The sequence below is a fragment of the Olivibacter ginsenosidimutans genome (assembly GCF_039542865.1).
Lineage (GTDB): Bacteria > Bacteroidota > Bacteroidia > Sphingobacteriales > Sphingobacteriaceae > Olivibacter > Olivibacter ginsenosidimutans.
On the sequence record NZ_BAABIQ010000042.1, the window covers coordinates 204,362 to 229,471 of the forward strand.

18 protein-coding genes are annotated in these 25,110 nt (G+C 41.7%); 5 read left to right on the top strand and 13 right to left on the bottom strand.

The window, feature by feature from the left end:
- The first annotated feature begins 134 nt into the window (after positions 1-134).
- Both ABD930_RS17495 and ABD930_RS17500 read left to right on the top strand, forming a co-directional pair.
- Positions 135-509, top strand: coding sequence for a type II toxin-antitoxin system RelE/ParE family toxin (locus tag ABD930_RS17495; RefSeq protein WP_345233602.1), 375 nt, complete (start codon positions 135-137; stop codon positions 507-509).
- Complete coding sequence (locus ABD930_RS17500) at positions 484-786, top strand: helix-turn-helix domain-containing protein (RefSeq protein ID WP_345233604.1); 303 nt, start codon at positions 484-486, stop codon at positions 784-786. The genes ABD930_RS17495 and ABD930_RS17500 overlap by 26 nt, the downstream gene beginning before the upstream one ends.
- Here ABD930_RS17500 and ABD930_RS17505 read toward each other — a convergent pair.
- The 10 genes from ABD930_RS17505 to ABD930_RS17550 form a co-directional block, all read right to left on the bottom strand.
- Positions 781-3,345: a phosphocholine-specific phospholipase C gene (locus ABD930_RS17505; RefSeq protein WP_345233607.1), complete on the bottom strand. Its 2,565-nt coding sequence runs from the start codon at positions 3,343-3,345 to the stop codon at positions 781-783. The two genes, ABD930_RS17500 and ABD930_RS17505, sit on opposite strands and share 6 nt — an antisense overlap.
- Before the next feature lie 213 nt (positions 3,346-3,558).
- Positions 3,559-4,935 (bottom strand): aldehyde dehydrogenase family protein, encoded by a 1,377-nt coding sequence (locus tag ABD930_RS17510; protein ID WP_345233609.1) that lies wholly within the window; start codon positions 4,933-4,935, stop codon positions 3,559-3,561.
- A gap of 153 nt (positions 4,936-5,088) precedes the next feature.
- Entirely contained in the window at positions 5,089-5,781 is a 693-nt protein-coding gene (locus tag ABD930_RS17515) for a gamma-glutamyl-gamma-aminobutyrate hydrolase family protein (RefSeq protein ID WP_345233611.1), read from the bottom strand.
- 118 nt (positions 5,782-5,899) lie between these two features.
- Positions 5,900-7,036, bottom strand: coding sequence for an iron-containing alcohol dehydrogenase (locus ABD930_RS17520; protein ID WP_345233613.1), 1,137 nt, complete (start codon positions 7,034-7,036; stop codon positions 5,900-5,902).
- 140 nt (positions 7,037-7,176) lie between these two features.
- The gene (locus ABD930_RS17525; protein ID WP_345233615.1) at positions 7,177-8,535 is read right to left on the bottom strand and encodes a glutamine synthetase family protein; all 1,359 of its coding nucleotides are present in this window, start codon (positions 8,533-8,535) and stop codon (positions 7,177-7,179) included.
- A complete protein-coding gene (gene eat / locus ABD930_RS17530) occupies positions 8,532-9,833 on the bottom strand; it encodes an ethanolamine permease (protein WP_345233618.1) in 1,302 nt (433 codons plus the stop codon). Before eat ends, ABD930_RS17525 begins: the two co-directional genes overlap by 4 nt.
- Positions 9,834-9,936: 103 nt before the next feature.
- A complete protein-coding gene (locus tag ABD930_RS17535) occupies positions 9,937-10,731 on the bottom strand; it encodes a 5'-nucleotidase, lipoprotein e(P4) family (RefSeq protein ID WP_345233620.1) in 795 nt (264 codons plus the stop codon).
- A 4-nt stretch (positions 10,732-10,735) separates the two neighbouring features.
- A complete protein-coding gene (locus ABD930_RS17540; protein WP_345233622.1) occupies positions 10,736-12,274 on the bottom strand; it encodes a SusD/RagB family nutrient-binding outer membrane lipoprotein in 1,539 nt (512 codons plus the stop codon).
- 55 nt (positions 12,275-12,329) lie between these two features.
- Entirely contained in the window at positions 12,330-15,743 is a 3,414-nt protein-coding gene (locus ABD930_RS17545) for a SusC/RagA family TonB-linked outer membrane protein (protein ID WP_345233624.1), read from the bottom strand.
- A gap of 17 nt (positions 15,744-15,760) precedes the next feature.
- Complete coding sequence (locus ABD930_RS17550; protein ID WP_345233626.1) at positions 15,761-16,750, bottom strand: FecR family protein; 990 nt, start codon at positions 16,748-16,750, stop codon at positions 15,761-15,763.
- A 113-nt stretch (positions 16,751-16,863) separates the two neighbouring features.
- Between ABD930_RS17550 and ABD930_RS17555 the strand changes: the two genes are divergently transcribed.
- Together ABD930_RS17555 and ABD930_RS17560 are read left to right on the top strand one after the other, a co-directional pair.
- A complete protein-coding gene (locus ABD930_RS17555) occupies positions 16,864-17,175 on the top strand; it encodes a nucleotidyltransferase family protein (protein ID WP_345233628.1) in 312 nt (103 codons plus the stop codon).
- Entirely contained in the window at positions 17,162-17,500 is a 339-nt protein-coding gene (locus tag ABD930_RS17560) for a HepT-like ribonuclease domain-containing protein (RefSeq protein WP_345233630.1), read from the top strand. Before ABD930_RS17555 ends, ABD930_RS17560 begins: the two co-directional genes overlap by 14 nt.
- Before the next feature lie 3 nt (positions 17,501-17,503).
- On the opposite strand, the gene ABD930_RS17565 is transcribed toward ABD930_RS17560, so the two are convergent.
- Positions 17,504-18,082 (bottom strand): RNA polymerase sigma-70 factor, encoded by a 579-nt coding sequence (locus ABD930_RS17565; RefSeq protein WP_345233633.1) that lies wholly within the window; start codon positions 18,080-18,082, stop codon positions 17,504-17,506.
- Between the two features lie 457 nt (positions 18,083-18,539).
- Here ABD930_RS17565 and dcp point away from each other — a divergent pair, with 457 nt between their 5' ends.
- Positions 18,540-20,651, top strand: coding sequence for a peptidyl-dipeptidase Dcp (gene dcp / locus ABD930_RS17570; RefSeq protein WP_345233635.1), 2,112 nt, complete (start codon positions 18,540-18,542; stop codon positions 20,649-20,651).
- On the opposite strand, the gene ABD930_RS17575 is transcribed toward dcp, so the two are convergent.
- Both ABD930_RS17575 and ABD930_RS17580 read right to left on the bottom strand, forming a co-directional pair.
- Complete coding sequence (locus tag ABD930_RS17575) at positions 20,652-21,848, bottom strand: purple acid phosphatase family protein (RefSeq protein WP_345233636.1); 1,197 nt, start codon at positions 21,846-21,848, stop codon at positions 20,652-20,654.
- Between the two features lie 128 nt (positions 21,849-21,976).
- Positions 21,977-25,096, bottom strand: coding sequence for a DUF5107 domain-containing protein (locus ABD930_RS17580; RefSeq protein WP_345233638.1), 3,120 nt, complete (start codon positions 25,094-25,096; stop codon positions 21,977-21,979).
- Positions 25,097-25,110 lie beyond the last annotated feature (14 nt).

Consider the following 25,110-nt stretch of genomic DNA (forward strand, 5'->3'; position numbering starts at 1 on the left):
AGTAAATTAATGTATTGCCCCCATTAAGGGATCACTTTTAGAAGCTTTTCCTGTTTCTACTCTTGCCACATAACGCCTTTCAACCTCCTTAAACGAGCTTGGAATTTGTTCCATTATTAGTTAACTTTGTTCCGATGGAAGCCGTCAGAGAAATCGTATTCTATAAACAGTATTTTGAAGATTTTTTCACTACGCTAAGTGATCGGGTCAAGGTAAAGATTGATGAAGTATTGTTTATGGTAACCATTCTAGAGCGGGTTCCGAAGAAGTTTTTCAAAAGCATTGAGGGTACCAAAGGGCTTTTTGAAATCAGAGTGGAATACGAAGGAAATATTTATCGGATATTTTGCTGTTTTGACAGGGGGAATTTGGTAGTACTTTTCAATGGTTTCCAAAAAAAGTCGCAGAAAACCCCATTAAAGGAGCTTGAAAAAGCCGAACGTATAATGAAAGCATATTTTGACGAGCAGAAAGGAGTTCATCATGAAACAAGAAAACAAAAACGTTAAAACTTTTTCGCAACATCTGGATGAGCGCTATGGCAAGATTGGGAATCCAGCGCGTACCGAATTTGAGATTAAAGCCAAATCTTTTGCCATAGGTGAGTTAATTAAGGAAGAACGTAAGTTAGCAAAATTGACACAACAACAGCTTGCCGAAAAAATCGGCGCTAAAAAAAGCTTTATTTCGAGGATTGAAAACGGCAGGAGCGACATTCAGCTTTCTACCTTATATAAACTTATAGAATTGGGGCTTGGCCGCAAGGTAAATCTTACTATTCTATAATGGATAAAGCTGCCCCATAAACGGATCGCTTTTGGAAGCTTTTCCTGTTTCTACCCTTCCCGCATAACGCCTTTCAAATGCTGGAAAACCTGCTAGCTGCACCGAAAAGTCATACCATCCATAGCTTTTAGCGGTATCAACCGTCAATGTCAATGTCTCTCCGCTAAGAATTTCTTTCATGGTAACAGCGTTGCCATAAGCCCGATCGTTGATCTGTACCTGAATGGCTTTCTTCGACGTTTGGTTCTGATTTTTCAAGATTAAGCTAATCTTTCCGTCAGGCCGATGCGATGGCGTGTCTACGCCTGAATAAATGCATTTTACTTGAAGCATTGGATCTTCCGCATTACCTTTTAGTTCACGGAAAAAACCGTTTGGACCATAAACACGTAAATGATAGTGTTGATCTTCAAAATGGGTTAAGGGCCACTGATGCGTTAGGCTGTCTCCCGCTTTTACGGCAAAAGACCACGATTTTACAGGCTCGAATGCCAGCCTTCCATCTTTTTGAGGTTGCCAATAATTACCTGGGGCATACACGTTAAAAGCCGCTCCCGCAGCTTGGTTGCCAAATACGGTCGTGGCCGCTTGGAAAGAGACTTGGAGCGTCGATGGACCTGGGCGCTTATCATCGACATAGAGTTCATAAGGCAAGGCATTTGAATCCTTTATTCCAGGTTCCTGTTTTGGCAATAGGTTTGATTGATTAGGATTTTTATTGGCTTCCGCGATTTCATTTGCCGTCAAGCGTTTATACCCCGATGGCAAGGCTTTAAAACGGGCATTGTTAATGTTTTGTACGAAGGGATTACGAGCTATCGGCTCAGGTAGCTGAATTTTTTCGCCTTGGTAAGGCCTAAAGGCTGAGGTAAGATCACCTGTAATTGCTCTTCTCCAACTGCTGATATTGGTCTCTTGGATATCCTTACCGGTTTTCTTTTTCAGCAAGTTTTCCATCAATCGGATGGTTGAGGTAATGTCACAAACTTCCGAATTTACCCATCCTCCACGCGACCAAGGAGAAGCGATAATTAAGGGTACTCGGTAGCCCAAACCTACTGGCCCCTCCCTCCGGTATTTTTCATCCATATCTCGCTTCATCTCCTCTTCCATCGTCACATATTCATCACCCGTATCCAATCCGGCAGAAACAGCGCCACTATCCGGATCATCTGGCTTAGGTGCCACAAATGGTGGAACATGATCAAAATAGCCGTCATTTTCATCATATGTTAAAATGAAAATCGTCTTTTTCCAGACATCCGGATTTTTGGTTAAAATATCCAACACTTCGGATACATACCAGGCACCAAACCAAGGAGAGCTTGGATGATCGGAAAATGCCTGCGGTGCAACCAACCAAGATACGGTCGGTAAGTTACCCGACTCTACATCCTTTCGGAATTGGTACAAGACATCTCCTTTAGGTACGTTCATCTTGCGTTCGGTACCATTATCCTCATAGCTCAGCTCTTCTAATTGATATTGATAGGGATCCTTATTATTTGTTGTAAAGGCCTTTTGGTGAAGGTGTTGTTCAAATGCACTCAATTTAGCGAAGTTATCGGGATTATATTTTTCCAACTCCTCCTGATATCTCGCCAGTTGGGCCGTCTTTTGTGTAATCTTCTTTTGAATAGGTTGTTTCTGTGAGGGCTTTATCTTCTTTAATTCCTCTTTTAATGCCGCTAGCTCGTTTGGCAGTTGCGCTAACCTTTTTGTTAAAAACCGATGATGGCCTTTGCTAAAACGGACATGGTATTGTTTGAACCACTCCAAATTGTTATCCGTAAAATTGGCCAACCAATATTCATGCTCTCCTTCCAACTCGGTTTGTATGCTCAGCTCGTTCTGGTACACTTTCCAGGAAATCCCTTGTTCTTCCAGACGTTCCGGAAAAGTTTTCCAATCCACCTCGCTATTATAGTACACATCCGAATTACGTACATTGGCGCGTTTGCCTTTCCCCACTTTTAAGGTTCCGCTCCAGAAAAACAAGCGGTTCGTCGTTGTACCGGTAAGCGAAGAGCAGAAATGTTGATCACATACGGTAAAGGCATCTGCAAAGGCATAATAAAAAGGAATATCCTCCCGGTTAAAATAACCTAAGGTAAGGGGCATATCGTTATATTCCTTATATCCCGAACGTTTAGCTTCTAGCCAACCATCGTATTTCCCTCCATTACGCGCATCAACCTGATTTTCCCAAGAGTGGGGCAAGTTGCCCATCCATGTTGATTTGGTGTCTTTAATATTTAAGCGAAACGGTGCATAGGTATGGCCTTTGTTATCCGACTGCAACCAAACCAAATTTTTATTAGGCAAGGTAATCGCTCGCGGATCATTGAAGCCCCGAACGCCTTTCAATGTACCAAAGCAATGATCAAAAGATCTATTTTCCTGCATGAGCAGCACAATGTGTTCCGCATCATAAAAAGTAGATCCGGGCTCGGGATCAATAGATAAAGCTCTTTTTATAGATGGTGGTAACGTATTCCATAATCCTGTAGTTCCGGCTAGAAACGCTGCTTTCTTGATAAATTCTCTTCTGTTTTCCATTTTATATTGATTACCAGTTGAGTAGTATAGTAGTGATAGTAGTATAGTAGTTGAGTAGGCTTGTGTATTATTCTATATATTTTCCTACTCAACAACTTAACGATTCAACAATTAGATTCCTCCACTACGGTCGGAATGACGATACGCACAACTCAACTATAACGACTCGACTACTTAACTACTCAACCATTTAACTACTCAACCATTTACTACTCAACTATTCCCCACTAGATGCCAGGCTTTGGGTTTCGTGAATGCTCGTAATCCTTGATGAGACAAGGTGGCTCCTAATCCAGAATGCTGACGCCCACTCCAGGGCAGCGCCGCACTTACGCGGTCACAGCAATTCCAATAGCCTGATCCCACATTGAGCTGCTTTAATAAGCCTATCGCTCTTGTTGGCGTATCGGCATAAATACCAGCCGTTAACCCGTAGGCCGTATCCTGCATTAAAGCCAGTGCTTCCGCATCATTGGCCACTTTCATGATACCGATGATGGGGCCGAAGCTCTCTTCTTGCATCACCCGCATATCGTGCGTAACATCTATTAACACCGTGGGTTCAAAGAAATATCCCTTTCCTGTGATGGCATTTCCGCCGGTCAATATGGTGGCCCCTTTCGCCAGCGCATCGGCTACTTGCTCTTCCAATAGTTGGCGTTGCTCACGCCGCGTCAACGGGCCAAAATAAACCCCTTCCTCCGTTGGCAAACCTATTTTCCAGCTTTTCACCTGTTTTACAAAGGCTTCCAGATAGGTTTCATATACGTTTTTGTGGACATAAATCCGTTCTACTGAGCAACAACTCTGTCCGTTATTGTAAAAGGCGCCGTCTGCCGTGGCTTCAGCTACTCCCTGTATATCCCGCAAATCATCGGTGATATACAGCGGATCTTTCCCTCCCAGCTCCAGCTGACAAGGCACCATCTTGGTAGCGACCTGCTCATAAATATATTTTCCGGTACGATAAGAGCCGGTAAAGAAATACCCATCCAAAGGTAATTCTAAAAGTGCTTTTCCAATCTGCCCGCCACCTATTGCTACCTGAAAGGTAGCTGATGGCAAACCTGCTGCCAGCAATAAGCGTTCGATTTGCAATCCCGTATTCGTAGCATACTCTGAAGGTTTATAGAGTACCGCATTGCCTGCAATCAGGGCTGGTACAAACACATTCACCCCAACTAAGTAGGGGTAATTCCATGCCGAAATATTTCCAATTATCCCAAGCGGTTCGTAGCTGATCACTTCTTTTAACCGAGCATCTTTATCTTCCCGCATCAGTTCGTCTTGAAGATAGGTTTCTGCGTGGGCTGTTAACCAAGAAATACGACTGCTGGCGCCCTTAATCTCATTTTTGGCCTGTTGCAAAGGCTTTCCGGTTTCACTAGTCAACACATTTGCCAATTCATCAAGCGCCTCTAAGAGCAATTGACCAAATCGTATGAGCACCTGTACCCGTTCTTTCAAAGGAACTTTTGCCCACAATTGCTGACCGTTCCGTAAGACCTCATATTTCGCCACAACAGTTGCTGTTGTATCATCAACTACCGTTGCTATGATGTCTTCTGTCGCTGGATTAATGATGTTCATTTTAAAAAGTAAAAATTCAAAAATAAAAAAACCTGGTTGTTCGTTACTCGTTGATGGTTATTCGTACGCCTTAAACCTTATGCCTTATACCTTCTCCCACTTATAACGTATAACTTACAACTTAAAACAACTCACAACTTAACGTTATCCGTATCAAATCGCCTCCAAAAAAGCTTCCCGAATATTCCTTACAAAAGGATTTTCCTGATCTTCCATGCGTTCCGGATGCCATTGCACCAATAGTAAGAATGGTTTATTCTGGGCATCTTTCCATTCTACAGCCTCTATTACACCATCGAGCGTGACGGCCGATGCTACCAGATTTCTACCTACCTTATCTACACTTTGGTGGTGTAAGCTGTTGATATGTCCTTGCGTTTCCTCTACAATTCTTGCCAGTTGTGAATGAGCATCTACACACACCGCATGTTCCCTCAGCTTTCCATTGGGTAGTTTTGCATGATTAAATTTACCCCATGTAGGCAGATCGGGAATTAAGGTACCACCATGATACACATTAATCAACTGTAATCCACGGCAAATTCCTAAAATAGGTACGTTCTGTTGTTCGGCATATTGCAGGAGTTTCCATTCAAAGGCATCACGTCGCTCATCAAAATCTTTTGGTTCACAATATGGTAGATAATCTATATGCTGATAATAATTCGGGTGGACGTCCTCACCCCCGGTGAACACCAGCGCATGGCATTGCGTGACGGCTTCGAAATTATCCAAAGCATATCCTAAACGTACGATTTCAATGGATGTGTCTTTCCCTTGTATCCAATTGGCATAAAGCCCATACATCCGGCCATCGGTCATGCCTATTTTGATGTTTTTTGGCATAGTTGCTTTTGTTATTCGTTTTTAAGTATAGTTGTGATAGTAGTTGAGTAGTATACTACAAACGTTTTAATGAGACTATTCAACTACTTAACGATTTAACGACTCTACTACTTGACAATTACAATGCTTCCTCATACAAACGTTTAAAATCTTCTCTACTTACCGGTTTTGGATTATTAGGATGTGCAAAATCTGCAATGGCCAGATCGGACAAGGTTTCGATATGTTCCGCTTTTACGCCGATCTCCCGTAACTGTTTTGGGATACCGATGCATTCATTCAGTTCAAACAAGTAGTTGATCACGTCTTCGCCCTTTGCTTCCGATAAGCCTAAGGCGTATGCCATCCGCTCAAATTTAGCCTCATTCCCTGTTAAATTAAATGCCATCCCATAGGGAATATTGACCGCATTAGCTAAACCGTGATGCGTATCCAACAATGATGACAGCGGGTGTGCCAACGAATGCACCACACCTAATCCCTTTTGAAAAGCAATGGCACCCATCATAGAACCCATTAGCATATTGGAACGCGAGCCTTCATCAGGTCGTAATACCGCATGTTCCAAGGATTGCGCAATCAGACGCATCCCTTCCAAGGCGATACCATCGCAAATCGGATTCGGATTTTTAGCTAAGAAGGCTTCCATATTATGTGTCAAGGCGTCCATTCCTGTCGCTGCTGTAATGTGTGGTGGCAAATCCATCGTTAATAAAGGATCTGCGAACACCACTTTTGCCATTAGTTTAGGCGAAAAAAGGATACGCTTTTGATGTGTTTCGTCATCAGCAACAATGGCGCTTCTACCTACTTCGCTGCCCGTACCCGCTGTAGTCGGAACGGTGATAAAATGCGGAACATCGTTCGTTACATAAATATCGCCTCCAATGAGATCATCATATGTAAATAAATCTTCCCGATGATTTACCCGAAGGGCAATTGCACGGGCGATATCTAAGGCCGCTCCACCACCAATGCCGATGATGCTATCACGATTCGTTTGATCCCAAATATCCGTACCACGGTACACATCCGATTTTACGGGATTTTTGTGTATCTCCGAAAACACTTCTACCCGTATTCCTTCCCTTTCCAAATCGCTTTTGACTTGCTTGAAAAACGTTAATTGGGCAATGGTAGGATCGGTAACCAATAAGGGATTTTGCAACTGATGGCTCTTTAAATAAGCCGGTAACTCTTTTATTGCCCCACAGCCAAAACGTATGGTGGTGGGGATGTTTAATTGATAAATCATATTTTTTTAAAGTATCAAGACATAAGACACAAGTATCAAGACTTTTTTGTTATAAGTATTAAGTTCTACGTTTTAAGTTAGGTATGCGTTTAAGCCTGTTTTAGCTTTGAGCATATAGCTTATTGCCTAAGCCTATTACCTCAAATAATTTCAAAATACCGTTTCAACTCCCAGTCGGTTACGGCTTTTGAGAACTGCTGCCATTCCCACTCGCGGGTTCGGCAATAATGATCAACAAAGGGCTCTCCGAACAGCTCCTTCGCTACTTCCGATACACGCATTTGTTTTGTAGCTTCATAAAGGTTAGTAGGTAAAACACCATGGGCGTAATCGCGATAGCCATTACCAACCGTTTCGGGCTGGTCTAAGGTCAACCCCTTCTTAATACCATACAAGCCCGCCGCTAAACAAGCAGCGATGGCCAAGTAGGGGTTCGTATCTGATCCTACGACACGGGTTTCAATCCGTGCAGACTTTTCATTAACAGGCAAGATCCGTAACGCTACGGTACGGTTGTCTAAGGCCCAAGTGAGTGTTGTTGGTGCCCAAGCACCTTCCACCAAACGTTTATAGCTATTAATCGTTGGTGCAAAGAGTGGTAAGATATGCGGCAAGCAATACAATTGTCCGGCAATATAATGCTTCATCAGCTTGCTGACTCCCTGTTTATCCTTTTTATCAAAAAATAAATTGGTTTTAGAATTACTATCCCACAGACTTTGATGTACATGTCCGCTACAACCCGGTAAATCTGCCCGCCACTTTGCCATAAAGGAAGCCATGAACCCGTGCCGATAGGCTATTTCTTTCACCGCTGTCTTAAATAATATTGCCCGATCTGCAGCTTCCAATGCATGGGCATAGGTAATCGCCGCTTCATATACTCCCGGGCCTGTTTCGGTGTGTAAGCCCTCCAATGGGACATCAAATTTGGCTAACAGGTCAAAGAGATCATTGAAGAAATTGCTTCTTAAGGAACTTCTCAAAATCGAGTAGCCAAACATGCCGGGTGTTAAGGGTTGTGGATTCCGGTAATCCTTTTCAGCCAGACTTTGTGGTGTCTCTTCAAAATTGAACCACTCAAATTCCTGAGCGAAATAAGGTTCAAAACCCAAAGCGCGGCAATCGGCAATTATTTTTTTGAGCAATTGCCTCGGGCAAACATAGGCGGTATTTCCCTTCGCATCAAAGAAATCGCCCAGGAAAAAAGGCAGATCGTTTTCCCAAGGGATTTTACGAAACGTGGAAAGGTCCAGCTTCAAGGGCATGTCGGGATATCCTGAATGCCAACCGGTAAAGGTTGTATTGTCATAAGCGACATCATTAGCATCCCATCCAAAGACCACATCACAGAAACCTAACTCACCTTTTAGAACGGAGCTGAATTTAGCCGTTGAGATATATTTTCCGCGCAAGACGCCATCAATATCCGCCGCTGCGAGCTTCACCTTTCCAGAAGCATGTTGTTTTACATATTCTTCAATCTGTTGGAGTGTCATCGTTTAAAAATTTTAAATAAACCATAGGAAATAAGCAAAATCAACCCATATATCCCGCCGATGGCTGGATTGTATACCAATAGGGAAATCAGCGAAATGATGCCCACAATCAGTACTATTATCGGAAATAAGGGATACAGTGGTACGCGAAACGGACGGTGAAGCGCCGGTTCTTTTTTTCGTAATTGGATTAAGGCAATCATAGCAATAACGTACAGGGTTAATGCACCAAAAACAGACAAAGTAATGATTTCCGCTGTTTTTCCCGAGAGTAAAGCTAAAATACCGACCATCATATTACCCACCAACGCAACGGTAGGTGTACGAAATTTAGGAGAAATACTTCCAAATATCGCAGGAAAATTATGTGCTTTCCCCATTTCATAAGTCGACCGTCCCGCGGCCAAGATTAGACCATGAAAGGAAGCCACCAATCCGAATAAACCCACGGTAATTAACAGGTGGTAAAGCAAATGGTTATCGCCCGTAATCCGTGCCAGAGCCAGAGGCAATGGTGAATCCGATGTTTCTCCACTTAGCCCATTACGATAGACAATAGCCTCCCAACCGGCGACACCCACAGAAGAGGCGAAAACCAGTATACAAAGCATAGCTAGGGTAAAAATTGCCCAACCAAAACCTTTTTTAATATCCCGTTGTGGATTCTTTGTTTCTTCCGCCACGTTCGCAATACCTTCAATGCCTAGAAAAAACCATATGGCAAAGGGGATAGCTGCAAAGGCACCCGACCAACCGTTAGGAAAAGCATGCTGTGTTAGATTCGCAGCTTTGAAGTGAGGTGTTGTGATGCCGACAAACAGCAGCAATTCACCAACAGCCAACACCGTAATGATCATCTCGAAAGTAGCCGCGGCTTTTACACCTACTATATTCAATCCGGTAAACAGTACATAAGCGATGATGGCGGTTTGAATGATGGAAGCTTCGGGAAAAAATGCATTAAAATAAGCGCCAATAGCGAACGCTATCGCTGGTGGCGCAAAAACAAACTCAACGGTTTGCGCAATACCGGAAAGGAAGGCTACATCTTTGCCTAAGACTCTTCCTGCGTAATCAAATACGCCCCCAGCTTTAGGTATAGCGCAAGCCAATTCCGTATAGCTAAATGTGAACGTAAGGTACATCAGCATGACGATAAGCGTTGCTACAGCCATACCTAAGGTACCACCTTTTTCCAGTCCGAGGTTCCATCCGAAATACATTCCCGAGATGACATAACCAACGCCAAGGGCCCATAGCGCAAAGGGGGTTAGTGTTTTTTTTAGTGTAGTACTCATAAAATTATCGTTTCATCGATCACAAATTATTCCCCTACAGTTTCGGTTTTACCAGTGGTTATTCATGATGGTTTATCAACCAAGCATTTGTTTCGTTTGGATATTAATAGCTTCGCATTAGACCGTTCAGCACCGCATTGCTATCGGCGAAGGAGCTCGGGTGCTGATCGTGATAAAAGGCCTCTTCCCAATTACCATACATATGATTGGGTAATACGATGAAGCGTTTGCCAAATTCCAATCGGTTTTTCTCTACCCAAGCCCTGCGTTCTTCCATTGAATTATTGTTAAAGATAGCAGAAAAATCGCCAAGATTATCTCCCAAAAGCATGATAATATGGTATTTATCTGCTACTTGTATTCGACGTTTTTCTTTTGAGGAGCTATCGGCCAGCAAGAGTAGATGTGCATCATCAGCATTAGGAAAATTAAATTTCTTCAAATTTTCAATGGTCTGTTTCTCATCCTGTTTAATGCGATTGGTAATATAGAAGACCGTAATTCCTTTCGATGCTGCGTACTGGAAAAAAGAAGGCGCACCGGGCACGGTATCACAAGCCACCTGTTTGGTCCATTCAACCCACGAGGAGTCGGTATAATTGCCCTGGTGCTGTGCCTGATGCACATAATACGGACTATTGTCTAAGACTGTTTCATCAATATCGGTAACGATAGCTAGCGGTTTATCGGAAGGACTTTTCCGTAATGCATCCAAGCTTAACCTGGCACTGTTATATGCTTGATAACTTAAGGCCCTATACTCAGCAGCACGCTGTTGCCATAAAGCCCCCCAAGCGGGGGCTTCAGGCATTAGCGTTAGACTTGTTTTCTTAGGATTTTGTTTACAGGACAAGCATCCCAGCAATCCTAAGAGAATTATTTTCCTGAATCGATACATGCTTTTATTTTAAAATCCACATTTCCTGGTTCACATTATCATTTCCGTTGAACTGTCTTTGGATCGCCTCGGCTACATTTTCACCGTTATTCTCCAATTCCTTCTGCGGATATAACCATCGTTTGGGAAAAGCGTTGGTAGGGTCATTCAAATTAGTAGATGAATTTAATATAAATTTCGGATAACCTGTACGTCGATTTTCGAACCACGCATTAAAGTCGTTATCTTGTAAGAAGCCCGCAAGATATTTTTGTGTGATGATTTGTTCTAATTGATGTTCGACACCCCCGCTCAAGGCATTTTCCGACAGATAAGATGAAATATAGGCATTGGTGATCTCCATGTTATGGTGATACTTTTCACTTTCCGGAGTATAGTGTACAAGAAAGTCCATAGATGCCTTTATTCCTGCCGCATAATACCCATTGGCATCTCCTGTTATCCAACCTCGGATACTAGCTTCTGCAAGAATGAACTGCAAATCCCAATAATTAAAAAGCCCAACTGGTTCTGCGTTAAAAAGATCGGCATAGCGGTCATTTAGATCGCTAAAATCTTTAGAAGCATGGATGGTTTGTAGGCTGTTAAAAGACGCCGATGCCTCTACAGCTGGATAAGCATCCCAATCCGAAGCAAGTTTACCCGCTTTCAATTTTATTGCAGAGGGTTTAGCATAGTAAAATAAGCGCCTATCATGCATAGCTTTTAGCGGATCAATAAGGTTGGCCGTCAGCATCGGATAGATCGTAAATGGGTTAGAACTATTAATGTTTACCCAAGGATATTTTTGACCATCTTTATCCAAGTATTTCAGCGCAAAATTATCATCATAGTTCCGCATCAGAGGCCTATTGTTAACAATTTCCTGAAAGCGCGCAACTACTTTTAAGTCGGCATCATCCGTTTTCTTATATAGGTTCATGAGTACATGCAACTCAAAGCTGTTCACTAAACGTTGCCATTGATCTATTTTTCCGCCGAAAATAGGATCGCCAGCAAAATCCTCACCTTGGGCGAATAAATTATTTGCTTCATCCAATTCATTCAATATGCCCAAGAATACTTCCTTTTGGGTATCGTATTTTGGTTTAATTAGGCCTTCAGACTCTCCTTTTATGGCCTCCGAATAGGGAATATCACCCATTTGCATGGTTAATATAAAAAACTGCCATGCGCGGATAAAATGCCCTAAAGCGGTATACGAATTTTTTAAACCATCACTTTCTGCATATCCAATCATCAGATCAACATTTCGCAATACTTCCATGCGATCAAAATTGCCGCGTGTTATTTTGTTATACTGATAATTCTCTTGTCCCTCTTGCCACGTGATGTATTTCCCCAACATAAAAGGCTGGATAAAACCCTTTGTATCTGCAATATCCTTTTTAATAATGCCTAAAATATTGTTTGTTGCTAACATGGCTGAGTTAACTTCATCTGTTTTATTGGGGTCTTGATTAATTTCATCAAATTTAGAACAGGCCACTAAAGAAAAAAGTGCTATTCCGAATGTACTGATATATTTTGTTTTTATTTTCATGGCTATTTTAATTAAATCTATACGCTTATTGTCTAGCATGATATGCTCCTATTCTTTAAAAACCTAAACGAATATTAAGTCCGAGCATACGCTGAGATGGCGAATTAAGATCTTCGCTAAACACATCCGGATCAGAGAATTTAAACTTTGTGAATAGAAACACATTTTGCCCGGTTAAGGAAATAGACGCTGTTTTTATCCGCGTGTTAGACAGCAATTTTGCTGGAAAATTATACCCCAAAGAAATTTCCCGTACTTTCACGAAACCTTGATTTTGTACGCCATGTTCTTTATCGCTTCCATTTAGGGATTGTGCATAATCCTGATAATTCACCTCGACGTCATTTGGCGCATAAACACGGGTGTCATTGGTAATCCTTCCATATTTATCATAGGTCACATCGCCTGAAACCACTTTCACGCCTTGTCCTACGTAATTGGAGAGTCCATTAACCACTGCGTCGTAACGGTATTTGTTGTCGGTTTCAGGGTTCGCTCCCGTATCGAACATTTTGTCCCAAATGTAATTATACATTAAACCGCCGATACGACCGTCGATGGTAATCCCCAAGGTGAAATTTTTATAGCGGAAATTATTGATAAAACCAAAGGTGAAATCAGGGTCGCCGTAACCCATCTGACTTTCATAGTCACTTTTTTTAGGAATGCCATTGACATGGATAATATTACCATCAGGATCTCGCTCCCATCTATTTTTCACATAGGCGTCCTTTCTTGCACCTTTCTTAACCCATAGTTTATCAGCTGTATAGGTAGGGTCCAAATTCACGTAATACTGGTGGTTATTTGACCAGTTGATAGCGGTATTCCATTCAAAATCTGCCCGTTTAATCGGAGAACCAGTTAACGTAATTTCAATCCCTCTTCGTTCAAAAGACTCTTCGGTATTAATGAGCGACTTTGCGAAGCCAGAGGCTGAAGAGATATCGACTAATGCTTGTTGGTTATAGTAATATTTATTAAAATAAGTAAAGTCTAGACCGACCCGCCTATTGAGCATCGAAATATTAAATCCTCCCTCCCAGGTTCGATGAGCATTAGCAATTAAGTTATTCGCTAATAGATTCGATGGGTAATCGGCCGTATTCAAATTATCCCATCCTCCCGGTGTGACACTATAAGCCCGATAGTTCGTATAAACATCTAAAGGCGATTTATCCACAGCCCAAGAACCGCGTAACTTAATCATATCGAATTGCTGGGGTAGTTTTAGGTATTGGGAAAGAATAAAACTTGCGGCAACAGAGGGGTAAAAGTATGAGCGTTGGTCTTTTGCTTGCGTTGAGCTCCAATCATTACGGCCGGTAATATCCACAAAAATGGCATCATCCCACGATAGGGTTGCCTTGCCAAAAAGGCTGTTAATCTGCCTTCTATACTCCGTCTCGGCCACCAAGGCCTTATCCACCGAAGCAGCCAATGAGTACCATCCCGGTACGCTCAAACCATTTTGGGTAGCCGCATCTAAGCCACGATCATTATAATAATAGATCGTTCCTCCTCCAAGCGCATTTAAACCAAATTTTCCCCATGTCTGATTATAGGTAAGGATCAAGTCATTATTGGTACTAAACCCCCAATCTTTATTGATACCGTACGTTCCTAATGAGTTGAAAGGTATATTAGTTCCCTCTGTTAGGACTTTTGTCGGATCTTCTCGTGAATAATACCTCCCTACATAGAATTCACTTCTCGTCGAATTAATCCCGATTGGATTCCGCATCGTCTCTACGTTACTATAGAAATCGTATCCCGTACGAAACAATACGTTGAAGTTTTTACTGATCTGATAATTTGCATGAAAACTGGCATAAAACTTATTCTGGGTAATACCATCCAATTTTTCATACGCAATAAGATAAGGGTTATCATACCAAGCATCATACAACCAGTTTTGTTGTTCATTTGGTTTCACCCAATAATCACGGTATTGCCGAATATCATAATCTGCACCCGTCCACATCAAGATCTGATATAAGTATCCTTGATTGCCATAGCCGGTTCCCCATGTTTGCGGGGCATTTTGTCGTGTATAACCGGTTTGCGCACCAATGGTAAATTTATCGCCCAACTTCATTTCTCCGCTATTGGTAAAATTAACGATATTCAACTTCGTGTTGGGATATTGCCCTTTATTCAATATGTGGTTCAAACTGGTACGGAAGAACCCGTTCTCTCCAGTTTGGGTTACACTAACGTTGTTATTGGTGATAATACCTCTTTCCAAAAAATTCTTCAAATTATCTTTTCCACTAGAAACCAAGGGCATTTCTTCATATTGTTTCGTAAGCGGGTTCCACTGTTCCGCTGTTTGTCCAATATCCAATTTAGGTCCCCACACATAATCATCGGCAATTTCACCGTTGATCCCATGCCCATAAGACGTTTGTACCTTAGGAATGGCTAAAAATCCTAGCTGTGTCATAGTATTGCTGTTGACATCTATCGAGAAACCTTTTGACTGACCCTTCTTGGTGGTAATAATGATGGCCCCGCTCCCACCCCGAGATCCATATAAAGCGGAAGCCGTTGCTCCTTTTAAAATACTCATATCGGCAATATCGTCTGTTGGAATATCCCTAAGGGTCATGTTGTTATAGGGTACATTATCGATGACAATCAATGGCGTTTCACCGCGAAGTTCAATCGTTGGTGTCGCATTAAACTCCGTTGAGTTTTTTACTACCAAACCGGAGACCTTCCCACTTAACGATGTACCGACGTCCACTCCCTTTACGGTCTGCAGTTGGTCGCCAGACACCTTTTGTACCGCGTAACCCAATGATTTTTCTTCTCTTTTAATACCTAATGCGGTTACAACCACTTCTTCGAGCTTATTCTCATCTGGCCGGAGTTGCACATCAAGCACTTGCCTATTATTAATGGGTTCTTCTAGGCTACGGTACCCAATGTAGGAAAATACGAGAACCGCATCCGATGGCACCTCACGTAGCACATATTTCCCGGAAGCATCCGTAATAGTACCTTTCGTTTCTCCTTTTACCAACACACTTACACCAGGTAATACGGCACCCGTAGCAGCGTCAGTTACCGTTCCAGATAATACTGTCTGTATCATAAGCGCAGTCGAAACGGCCTCCTCCTGAGTTACCTGTTGCGAATTGAGCGTTGCTTTCTTTTTTGCCGGCCGAACCACATACAACATATCATCGATTTTCTCTACCGTCATTTTGCCTGCTGCCACTTTCTCTAAAAAAGGAATAATATTACCCTTTTTTAATTTACTCAGGTCGGGGTTATCAATCATCGCCGGACCAATCAAATCCGTACTATAATTGAAGCGAACATTAAATTTCTGTTCCAGTGAAGTCAACAAATCCCGAAATGGAATCCGTTGTTCCTTCTCATTTGCGATACAGAGCTTGCCTAAAATTAAGGCAATAAGGAGTACCATAGGCATTTTTTTGCCTAGTAAAAATGATTTCATACCTTTCTGTTTTTTAGTTAATCCTGTTGGTTGATAGTAATTGTTTTGTTGTCTTTGATTAATATATCACAATTAAGTGCTGCCGACAAGGTCGTAATTACCTTATCTATATTATTTGCAGGTAACGAACCTGTAAAATGCATTTTTGAAAGCTGATCTTCGCCTTTGCTGTATACGACCTGATAACCATAGATATCTTTTATGGTATTTGCCACTTTTTCCAGTGGTTCATTAGTAAAAGGAAGCAGATCGTATCGCCATGCAGCGTAATATACGGTATCTACCGTGGTCTTGACCAGCTTATGCTGTTCTTCCTTCAGTGTGACCATTTCTCCGGGCGATAGTACTTGTGCGCTACCAGCTATATTCTTTACGCCCACTTTAACGCAACCATTATTGAGCACTAACTGGGTCTCTTTTGGTCGCGCTTTCAGGTTAAATGCGGTTCCTAATACCTGTACATTCAGCCCTTTGGGTGTATGGACAATAAATGGACGTTTGTTATCCGGGGCAATCTGAAAAAAAGCTTCCCCTGCTATCCAGACTTCCCGTTGACTATCTGTGGAGAAGGTCCTGGTTAGTTGCAGTTGTGTATTGGCATTTAATATTACCTTTGTACCATCGGGCAAGGTATAGGTTTCTTTTTTTGCAAAGCCCGATTGGTAAGTTACCTTGGAAGGTTTCATGACGTAATAAGCCATGAGCCCCAGACCCAATAAACAAACAATGCTGGCAGCAATTGCTGTGACTGATTTCCAGCCATACGGATTCTTTTTTAAAGGAACAGCTGGTGTGTGGGCATTAAGAATGGTTTGAAAAATTCTATCTGAAGCCTGGTCATCCAAACGCAAATTTTCTTCATTTAGCCGTTCTACTTCTTCAAGGCCAGGTAGGCTTTTTTTATGCTCTACGGTTTTCAATAGATCTAACAACAAATCGATCTCCTGTCGCGTACATTCGCCTTTTATAAATTTTAAATAGAGTTTTTGAATTTGTTGCTCACTCATTTAGTGCCTTTTATAGTGCAATACAACTAAGTCAGCAAGAGGGACGATGAGGAAGGGAATTTTTTGTTTCATTGAGATTCGTGAATTGACGGCATTTTAACTAAATTTGTGTTATGGTCGTCGCTATTCATACTAAAATAGACTTACTAACTCTTCTCAAAGCCAATAAGAAGAAAATCCGATCATTTGGTGTTAAGAAGTTAAGTTTGTTTGGCTCCTTTGCTTCTAATCAGGTAAAAAGCGAAAGTGATGTGGATCTTTTAGTAGAGTTTGAGCCAACCATGAAGACCTATGATAATTTCATGGATCTTTCTTTTTTTTTAGAAGATTTATTAGGAAGGAAAGTCGAATTGATCACGCCGCAATCATTAAGTAAATATATAGGCCCTCATATTCTTAAACAGGCAGAGCATGTCCGTCTCTAATATTGAACTGCTAAAACATATTTTTGATGAATTATCCTTTATCAGGGATGCTGTTGCTCGCCAAGACAAGGATAGCTTCATACAAGATCCAATTTTGTCAAGAGCAATTATTAGAAGCTTGGAAATCATTGGCGAAGCAAGTAATAAGTTAGAGCCTGATTTTAGGCTCCAATATCCCCATATAGAGTGGAGAAAAATTATTAGCACACGCAATCGACTTATCCATGATTATTTCGGTGTAGATTATGATATTGTATGGGATATAATTACAAACAAGTTACCGGATTTGTATTTTTATATTGAAGAAATAATCAATGAGAAATGAAGGCTAAACACCTGCAGCGAACAAAGCACAAGCCAACACCGCCATGGTTAGCTCGGCGTGCGTATGCATATAATGTTTGATGAATTTAAGGGATTTGACAATCTGATCCTTCACCGTATTTTTCGAGATACATAGTTGTTCCGCAATTTCATCGTGCGAGAGGAACTCCGTTCTACTTAATCGAAAAATCAATTGTCGCCGAGCCGGTAGCTTACGAACAGCTTCTTCGTAAATTTCCTGTAGCTCTTTATAATTTAGTAAATCTTCTACGCCATTATCGCTATTGGCATAATGATAAAAAACATGGCCTACGTAACGCTCATGATGCGCTATCTGTTTCAGCTTATTATAGATATGATTACGGGCAATCTGAAAAATATACGCTTCGATATTTTTTTCAGGATCAATCCGCTCTCTATATTTCCAGATCTGCATAAACACATCCTGTACGATTTCTTCAGCCAACTCCTTGGAACGAAAAAAACGATAGGCATAGGTATAGACCCGATGCTTCATAGTTTCATAAAGTTCTTTGAAAGCTCTTGAATCCCCATTTTGAATTGCAATTACCGTTATATCCATTCCATTAAATATTTAGGTTTCAATAATAGACAACGTGTATTTAACTTCTTTTAAGTCTGCATTAAATTTAAATTAATGAGCAATCAGCATTTTGCGATGCAAACGCACCTCGTTCATCGAAATATCCACCCTAACGTTTATTGGTATTTTTTGGTTAGCCGCTAAACTTTGATTAAGTTTTTAACAAGTATACGTTATCCATCGAATTTTTCAAAAATAAAATAAAACGCAACCGTTTGCATTACATTAAACTCGCATTACGCTTTAAGCTTTAGGCCATAAGCATTGGTCGATTTATGGCCTTGCAGGCGATGCAAATAGCTTACATAGGGCTATTACTGATTGCTGAATTTGGATTAAAACGGTATAAATAGATCAATATTTTATACCTTCGCTTTAGAAATTGCCTTGTTTCAATTAGCTGAACCTGGGTAAGGTATAACCATAACACGCTTCTATGAACAACATTTATTTAGCCCTATTCTTCTTTATTGTGATAAGCGCGAGTTGTAATTCCGACAAGGTTTCCAATCAAAACCGTTGGTCTGAACAAAATCCATTTTATAAAGCAAGTACGCTTCCCTTCGAAGCACCCGACTTCAACAACATTAAAAACACCGATTTTCTACCAGCCTTTGAGGAAGGTATGAAGGAACATTTGTTGGAAGTTGAAAAAATAGCAAACAGTACCGAAGCACCAACCGTTGAAAACACACTAGTTCAACTGGAAAAAAGCAACCGTCTGCTTTCTCGTGTCAGTAATGTGTTCAACCTACTCACCTCGGCCAATACAAATGATACCCTTCAAAAAATAGATGAAGAGATTGCTCCTAAATTAGCAGCACATGAAGATGCTATCACGTTAAACAGCAAGCTTTTTAAACGTATAGAAACACTATACCAGCAAAGAGACAGCCTACCTTTAGATAAAGAAGGGAAACGTTTAGTAACCTACTACTATCAACAATTTGTGTTGAAGGGCGCGAAGCTCTCTGAAAATGACAAAAACGAACTAAAAAAATTGAACGAGGAGGAAGCAAAGCTTCGTACAAAATTTACCAATCAACTATTAGCCGCTACCAAAGCCGGTGCTGTAAGCTTCAAGAATAAAGCAGATTTGGAAGGGTTAAGCGATGGAGACCTCGCTGCTATGGCAAAAGATGGCCAATGGACGCTATCCTTACAAAACACCACGCAACAACCTGCTTTACAAACGTTAACAAAACGCGAGACACGCAAAAAGCTGTTTGACGCTTCATGGGATCGTGCAGCAAAAGGCGACAAAAACGACACCAGAAGTACTTTAGCCCGTATCGCAGAAATAAGGGCTGAGAAGGCAAAACTAATGGGCTTTGAAAGCTACGCAGCCTGGAAGTTACAAGACCAAATGGCTAAAACACCTGCAGTTGTCGAAAAATTCCTTGCCGATTTAGTGCCTGCAGCTACCGCAAAAGCCCAACAGGAAGCGCATGCTATTCAAAAGGTTATTGATCAGGAAAAAGCTGGCTTCCAATTGGCGGCATGGGATTGGGACTATTATGCCGAAAAGGTTAGAAAGGCAAAATTTGATTTAGATGAAGGACAGATTAAACCGTACTTTGAACTACACAAGGTATTAGAAGATGGGGTATTTTATGCCGCTAAATTACTTTATGGCATCAGCTTTAAAGAACGAAAAGATATCCCCGTTTACCAAGCGGATGTAAGGGTTTTCGAAGTTTTTGAAGAAGATGGTAAAAGTATTGGCCTATTTTATGGCGATTATTTTAAACGTGACAATAAATCTGGCGGCGCTTGGATGAGCAATCTCGTTGACCAGTCTACGCTACTGCATACCAAACCCGTTATTTACAATGTGTGTAATTTTACCAAGCCTGCTGATGGGCAACCTGCCCTCATTAGTTACGATGACGTAATCACGATGTTCCATGAATTTGGCCATGCCTTACATGGTTTATTCGCCAATCAACAATATCCTAGTCTATCTGGAACCAGTGTAGCGCGTGACTTTGTTGAATTTCCATCTCAATTCAATGAGCATTGGGCACTCGACCCTTTGGTTTTCAAGCACTACGCACTACATTATCAAACCGGAAAATCTATGCCTCAGGCCTTGGTAGACAAGATAAAAAAGGCTGGCACCTTTAATCAAGGCTATGCACTTACAGAATTATTGGCTTCGGCAAGTCTGGACATGTCTTGGCATACCCTAAAATCTGGAGACAAAATTAAGCAAGGTGCTGTGGATGAGTTTGAAAAACAAGCCCTAACCACAAAAAAGCTTGATTTACCACAGGTTCCTCCACGCTATCGCTCGAGTTATTTCTTACATATTTGGGGAAATGGATATGCCGCCGGTTATTATGCCTATTTGTGGACGGAAATGTTAGATGATGATGCCTATGCATGGTTTGAAGAAAATGGTGGACTGACTAGAGCAAATGGTCAACGTTTTCGTGATATGATTCTTTCCAAAGGTAATACCGAAGAATATGAAAAAATGTTCAAAGATTTCAGAGGACATGCTCCTGAAATTGAACCAATGCTAAAAAACAGAGGGTTGAAGTGATTATATTTCATAGGTCCCAACAATCTGCCCATCATCCCGCTTCATTTCAATTGCTAAGCGCTTCTTATCGGCGTGGAAATGTGTGATGGTTCGATTACCTTCTTTGGGCCCGCCACCAATAATAATGGGATAAGCATGTTCTTCACTCGGTGGGTGGATGCCGTAACGATGTGTATGGCCAGAAATGACAATATCTACTTGATGTTTCGTAAAAATAGGGTCAAAGACTGCTCTACAATGCATCGTGCCATGCCAATCACCCGAATGAAACGGTGGAATATGCATCATCACTACGCGATAAGTGGCCTGTTTGTAAGCTGTTGTTTCTACAATTTCTGCTAACCAGCGCGCCTGTTCCAAGCGATAATGATCAAAATCCACTATTCCGGCATATACTGGAGCATCATCAGGTTTATCTTCACCCGTGTCTAAAATAATCCAATACACTGGTCCTTGCTTAAAGCTGTAATAATACTTATCGCTGGGATAGGAAAAATAACCTTTGAACTCCCTTCTGAATTTGCCTCTGGTTTCATGGTTTCCACGGCTCATGATAAAGGCCTTCTCACTAGCAAATAGCGAAGTAATCGGAAGCAATAAATGGTCAATGATCTGCTGCTCATCTTCCTGATAATCGAACATATCGCCATTCAGAAACACAAAATCATAGGGCTTATCGCCTTTTACAGTCCAAAGATCTTTGAAAGAGTAAGGTCTATCGTGAATATCATTAAAAATAAGGCAGGATACCTCATCATGATCCATGACGGGAGTGGTAAAGCTATATTCGCTGCTCATGATCTCTTTACCGTAAACCAATTCATAGGGTTTAAAGGTTACGATTTCTTTTGAAACCACCCGGTATTTGTAGGTTTTCCCCGGTTGGAGACCACTAATCCGAATATTATTTATACGTTGATAGGCCTCCATAAAGCCATCACTTTTCCCCTCAACTTTTTTATCCAAGTCCTCCGTACCATATTCTACCCAGCTATACGCTTTTTTTGCCGTAATAAACACGATATCAACGCTAGTTGGCGTCAGCACCTGTATATAAGGGGGTGTTAACAATTTGTGCATTTCGTCTTGCAGCACTTCTTTTGTTTGTGCTTTTAACGATGTGTTGCCAATAGCGGTTAAGGCAGAAACGGCAGTCAGTTGGCCTAGAAATTTTCTACGTTGGTTTCTCTCTTCCATGGGTCTATTTATTGTCAGTATCGTTACGAATAACCAATATTAGCATTAATCATTCGTTTTTACAACGCATGCACAAATGCAAACGATTGTGTAATCAACTATCCCAATACCAATCATGGTAGCACCCTTCAAAACAGGCGCTTATCTTGCTTAGCAAGCAAAGCGTTTATAAGTAGATTGAGTTCAAAATCTTTACCATCTACAAATGCACGTTGCAGTAAGGCTTCTTCCTTACTTATGGCCAAGGGGCTTTCTTGATCAGCCTTCCATTCATTCACTTTTGCCTCTGCTTCACGCGACCTGCCCAATGCTTTTAAGGCGGCGACTTGTAATGTTGCCGTTTCAACAGTTGGACGTTTTTTATCCTCAACTATTTTTAACAGTTGTTGCTCATAGGCTTGCTGTTTACCTGCTGCCCGATAAATTTGAGCCTTTACCCAATCAGGCATCTGCTCATCTTGCATCGTTGCGTAAGGCTCGCCTACGCCTAAATTAATGGGCCATTGTTGTGCTTCTTGTACTTTGCTATTCGCTAAATCATACTTTTTGTCCCGAAGCGCTTGCAGGGCTAACATTAATTTCGTTTGCTCATAATAGCGATGCCCATCTGTGGCTCCTTCAAAAGGTAGAATATGCATGTTGTTCAATACTTTCTCTGCCGTCAAAAATTCGCCATTCAACAGGAGCATCCGGATATAATCTAAGCCGATGATATAATTTGATGGGTGACGTTCATAATAAGGTTTGATAGCCGCTACCGCTTCGGCATACTTTCCCTGCCGCGATAAGCACCTCGCTAACCATTGGCCATAGCGCCATTCCTGCTTATCCACCTGAATAGCTCGCTTCAAATCTTGCTGTTGCGCTAATACTTCCCCTGCATCATACAGGCGTGCCCGCACAACATAAAAAGGAGCAAAATTTACCGGCTCTTTCACTTTATCCAGTAAGATCCTAGCCGTGTCCTCATTATTTCTAAAGATATGGATCAACGCTTCCAAATAATTTGCTTTCCATGATTTACGTTCTTCCTTTGCCCAAGCAAATACAGCAGCACTTTCTTCCCTAAACGGAAACACCTGTTTTACATCCGCCTCTTCTGCCATTTTCAACCACTTGTTTTTTTCCACTTCCGCTCCACGACAGAGCCAAGCGAGCCAGTACATCGCTTCTATATTCAAGGGCGACTGTTTCAAAACTGCTTTCGCATCATCAATCTGCTGGATATTAGCGTACCAAATGGCCAATTCTAAATAGGTTTCCATTGGCATTTCATTTCGGATTAAGGAAGTAAAATGATCTTTCGCTGCCGATGTGCCTTGTTTTAGGTAACGCTCAAAACGAATAAAGGGATTTAATGGTTCTCTTCGTAAAATGGCGTCGGCTATCGTATCCAGTAGATTGCTGTTCAAATGCAGCAGTCTCGCATTTATGTACTGCAACTGCAGTGCTTCTATGTTCCCATCGTTTTTATCCAATGCTTTTCTAGCGTAGTCAAAAGCGCGTTGATAATCATTGCCCATGACATAAAGCCGACTTAAAGCAGTATAGGCTGCAGACTGAAAGGTAGGATCTAAGGAAGCCACTTCAAAGCCATCCATGGCATCATACGTTTTGCCTAATTTAGCGGCTGCGAGCCCATAATAATAATTGGCTTCCCCATGGTAGGTATCTATACCTAAGGCTTTTTTTGCATAATAAAATGCCGAATCATAATTCATATGCATCCATTGGAGTTTGGCCATTTCAACAAGCGCAGGTATAAATGAGGCATCCTTTGCCAAAGACTGTGCAATTTTGGGCTCTGCTTCTTTATAAAACCGCAAGCGCATACGGTCTCTTCCCTGCAAGTACAAGCCATAAGCAGATCCAGTATCGATTGCTTCGGCCATTTTTACAGGTCTTTGCAATACGCCTGAAGGAGCGCTCTCTGTGAGGTCAACCAGTTCCTGCCGGATTTTTACTTTCTTGGGGATATATTCTCCCGCTCGGGGGATTTCCAAGGAAATCGGTTGGCCAACAGCTGTTTGTACGAAGGTTTTATAGATTGGCTTTTCATGCTCGTCGTAAACAATTAAACTATCGGCTAAGGTCTGGTTCGGATCGATGTGAAGCATGAACTTATTTTCTGCTGTTTGTGACGAAAAGGTACCCAGGAGACTTGCCGCTTGGGCTGGTCCAATACCTTGGTAGGGAAACCAATATTCTACCCAAGTATCTGTTTGATAGGGTTTGAAATCGATTTGTTTAAAGGGCGTAAAACTGCTCTCAAACATATTTTGATTGAACAAACGCCCGCTTTGTATTTCTACATATTGCCCGCTATTATCGGTTAATAACTGTTCCCATATCTTTCCCTCTCCTGACTGCGCCCAAAGAAAAATTTTCTTTCCCAACTTATCTTCCCGATTAGCATAGCGTAGCATGCCATAATCCTGCTTTTTCCAATAAGCACTGAAATAACGGCTATGTGCCCCTAGCACATGATACGACTTTGAGCCACCAAAATTATTTTGGTTATAAAACGAAAGGTTCCTGCCTTGCTCATCTATTGGCCAAGGATGGCTCTCGCCATCATGACCAATGTAATGATCTCCTGGATAGAGAAATTGCAAATCATCTGCCGCTGGAACGCCTAGGTTCATCCAGGTGTAATAAGGCTGCTCCACCGGGTTGGTATTGCTCCAAAAAGACCTGGTGGAGAAATAGCGTTTATCTTTTTCCAGTTTTATTTCCAGCGTCCAGCGGGTACGGGTAAGCAGGTCCAACGTACTGATAAAACAACTGACGCTGCCATCATCATGCTTTTGTGTCAGGTAATCAATAGGTGTAGATGTATTTGGGGTATGACCAATAATACCGTAGTTTGCCTCTATTCCACCACTCGTCCATGGCCCACGCATCGCAATATCCCTAAATTTAACCACGCCGTTATTATAGATAAAATCTTTCTGTGCTATTTTGTCAAAAGCCGACCAGATTTTACCGCCTATCTCGGGCATAATCCGCACCTTGATGAAATCATTTTCCAGCTCAACGATTTTCCAATTTTTCTGGATAGGCTTGTCTGTAAACCCATCAAACCGAAAATAAGGATAAATTTTCTGCGAGGCAGGAATCGGATCTGGATCGGAAAATGAATAAGTCACATAACGTTGGGTCGTTTCCCTGATCGATGCTGCCTGTTGTGCATAAAGCAGTGTAGGCAGCATACTCATCAATAAGCTTATACGCATCGGTTTAATCATGGTGGTATTCTTTT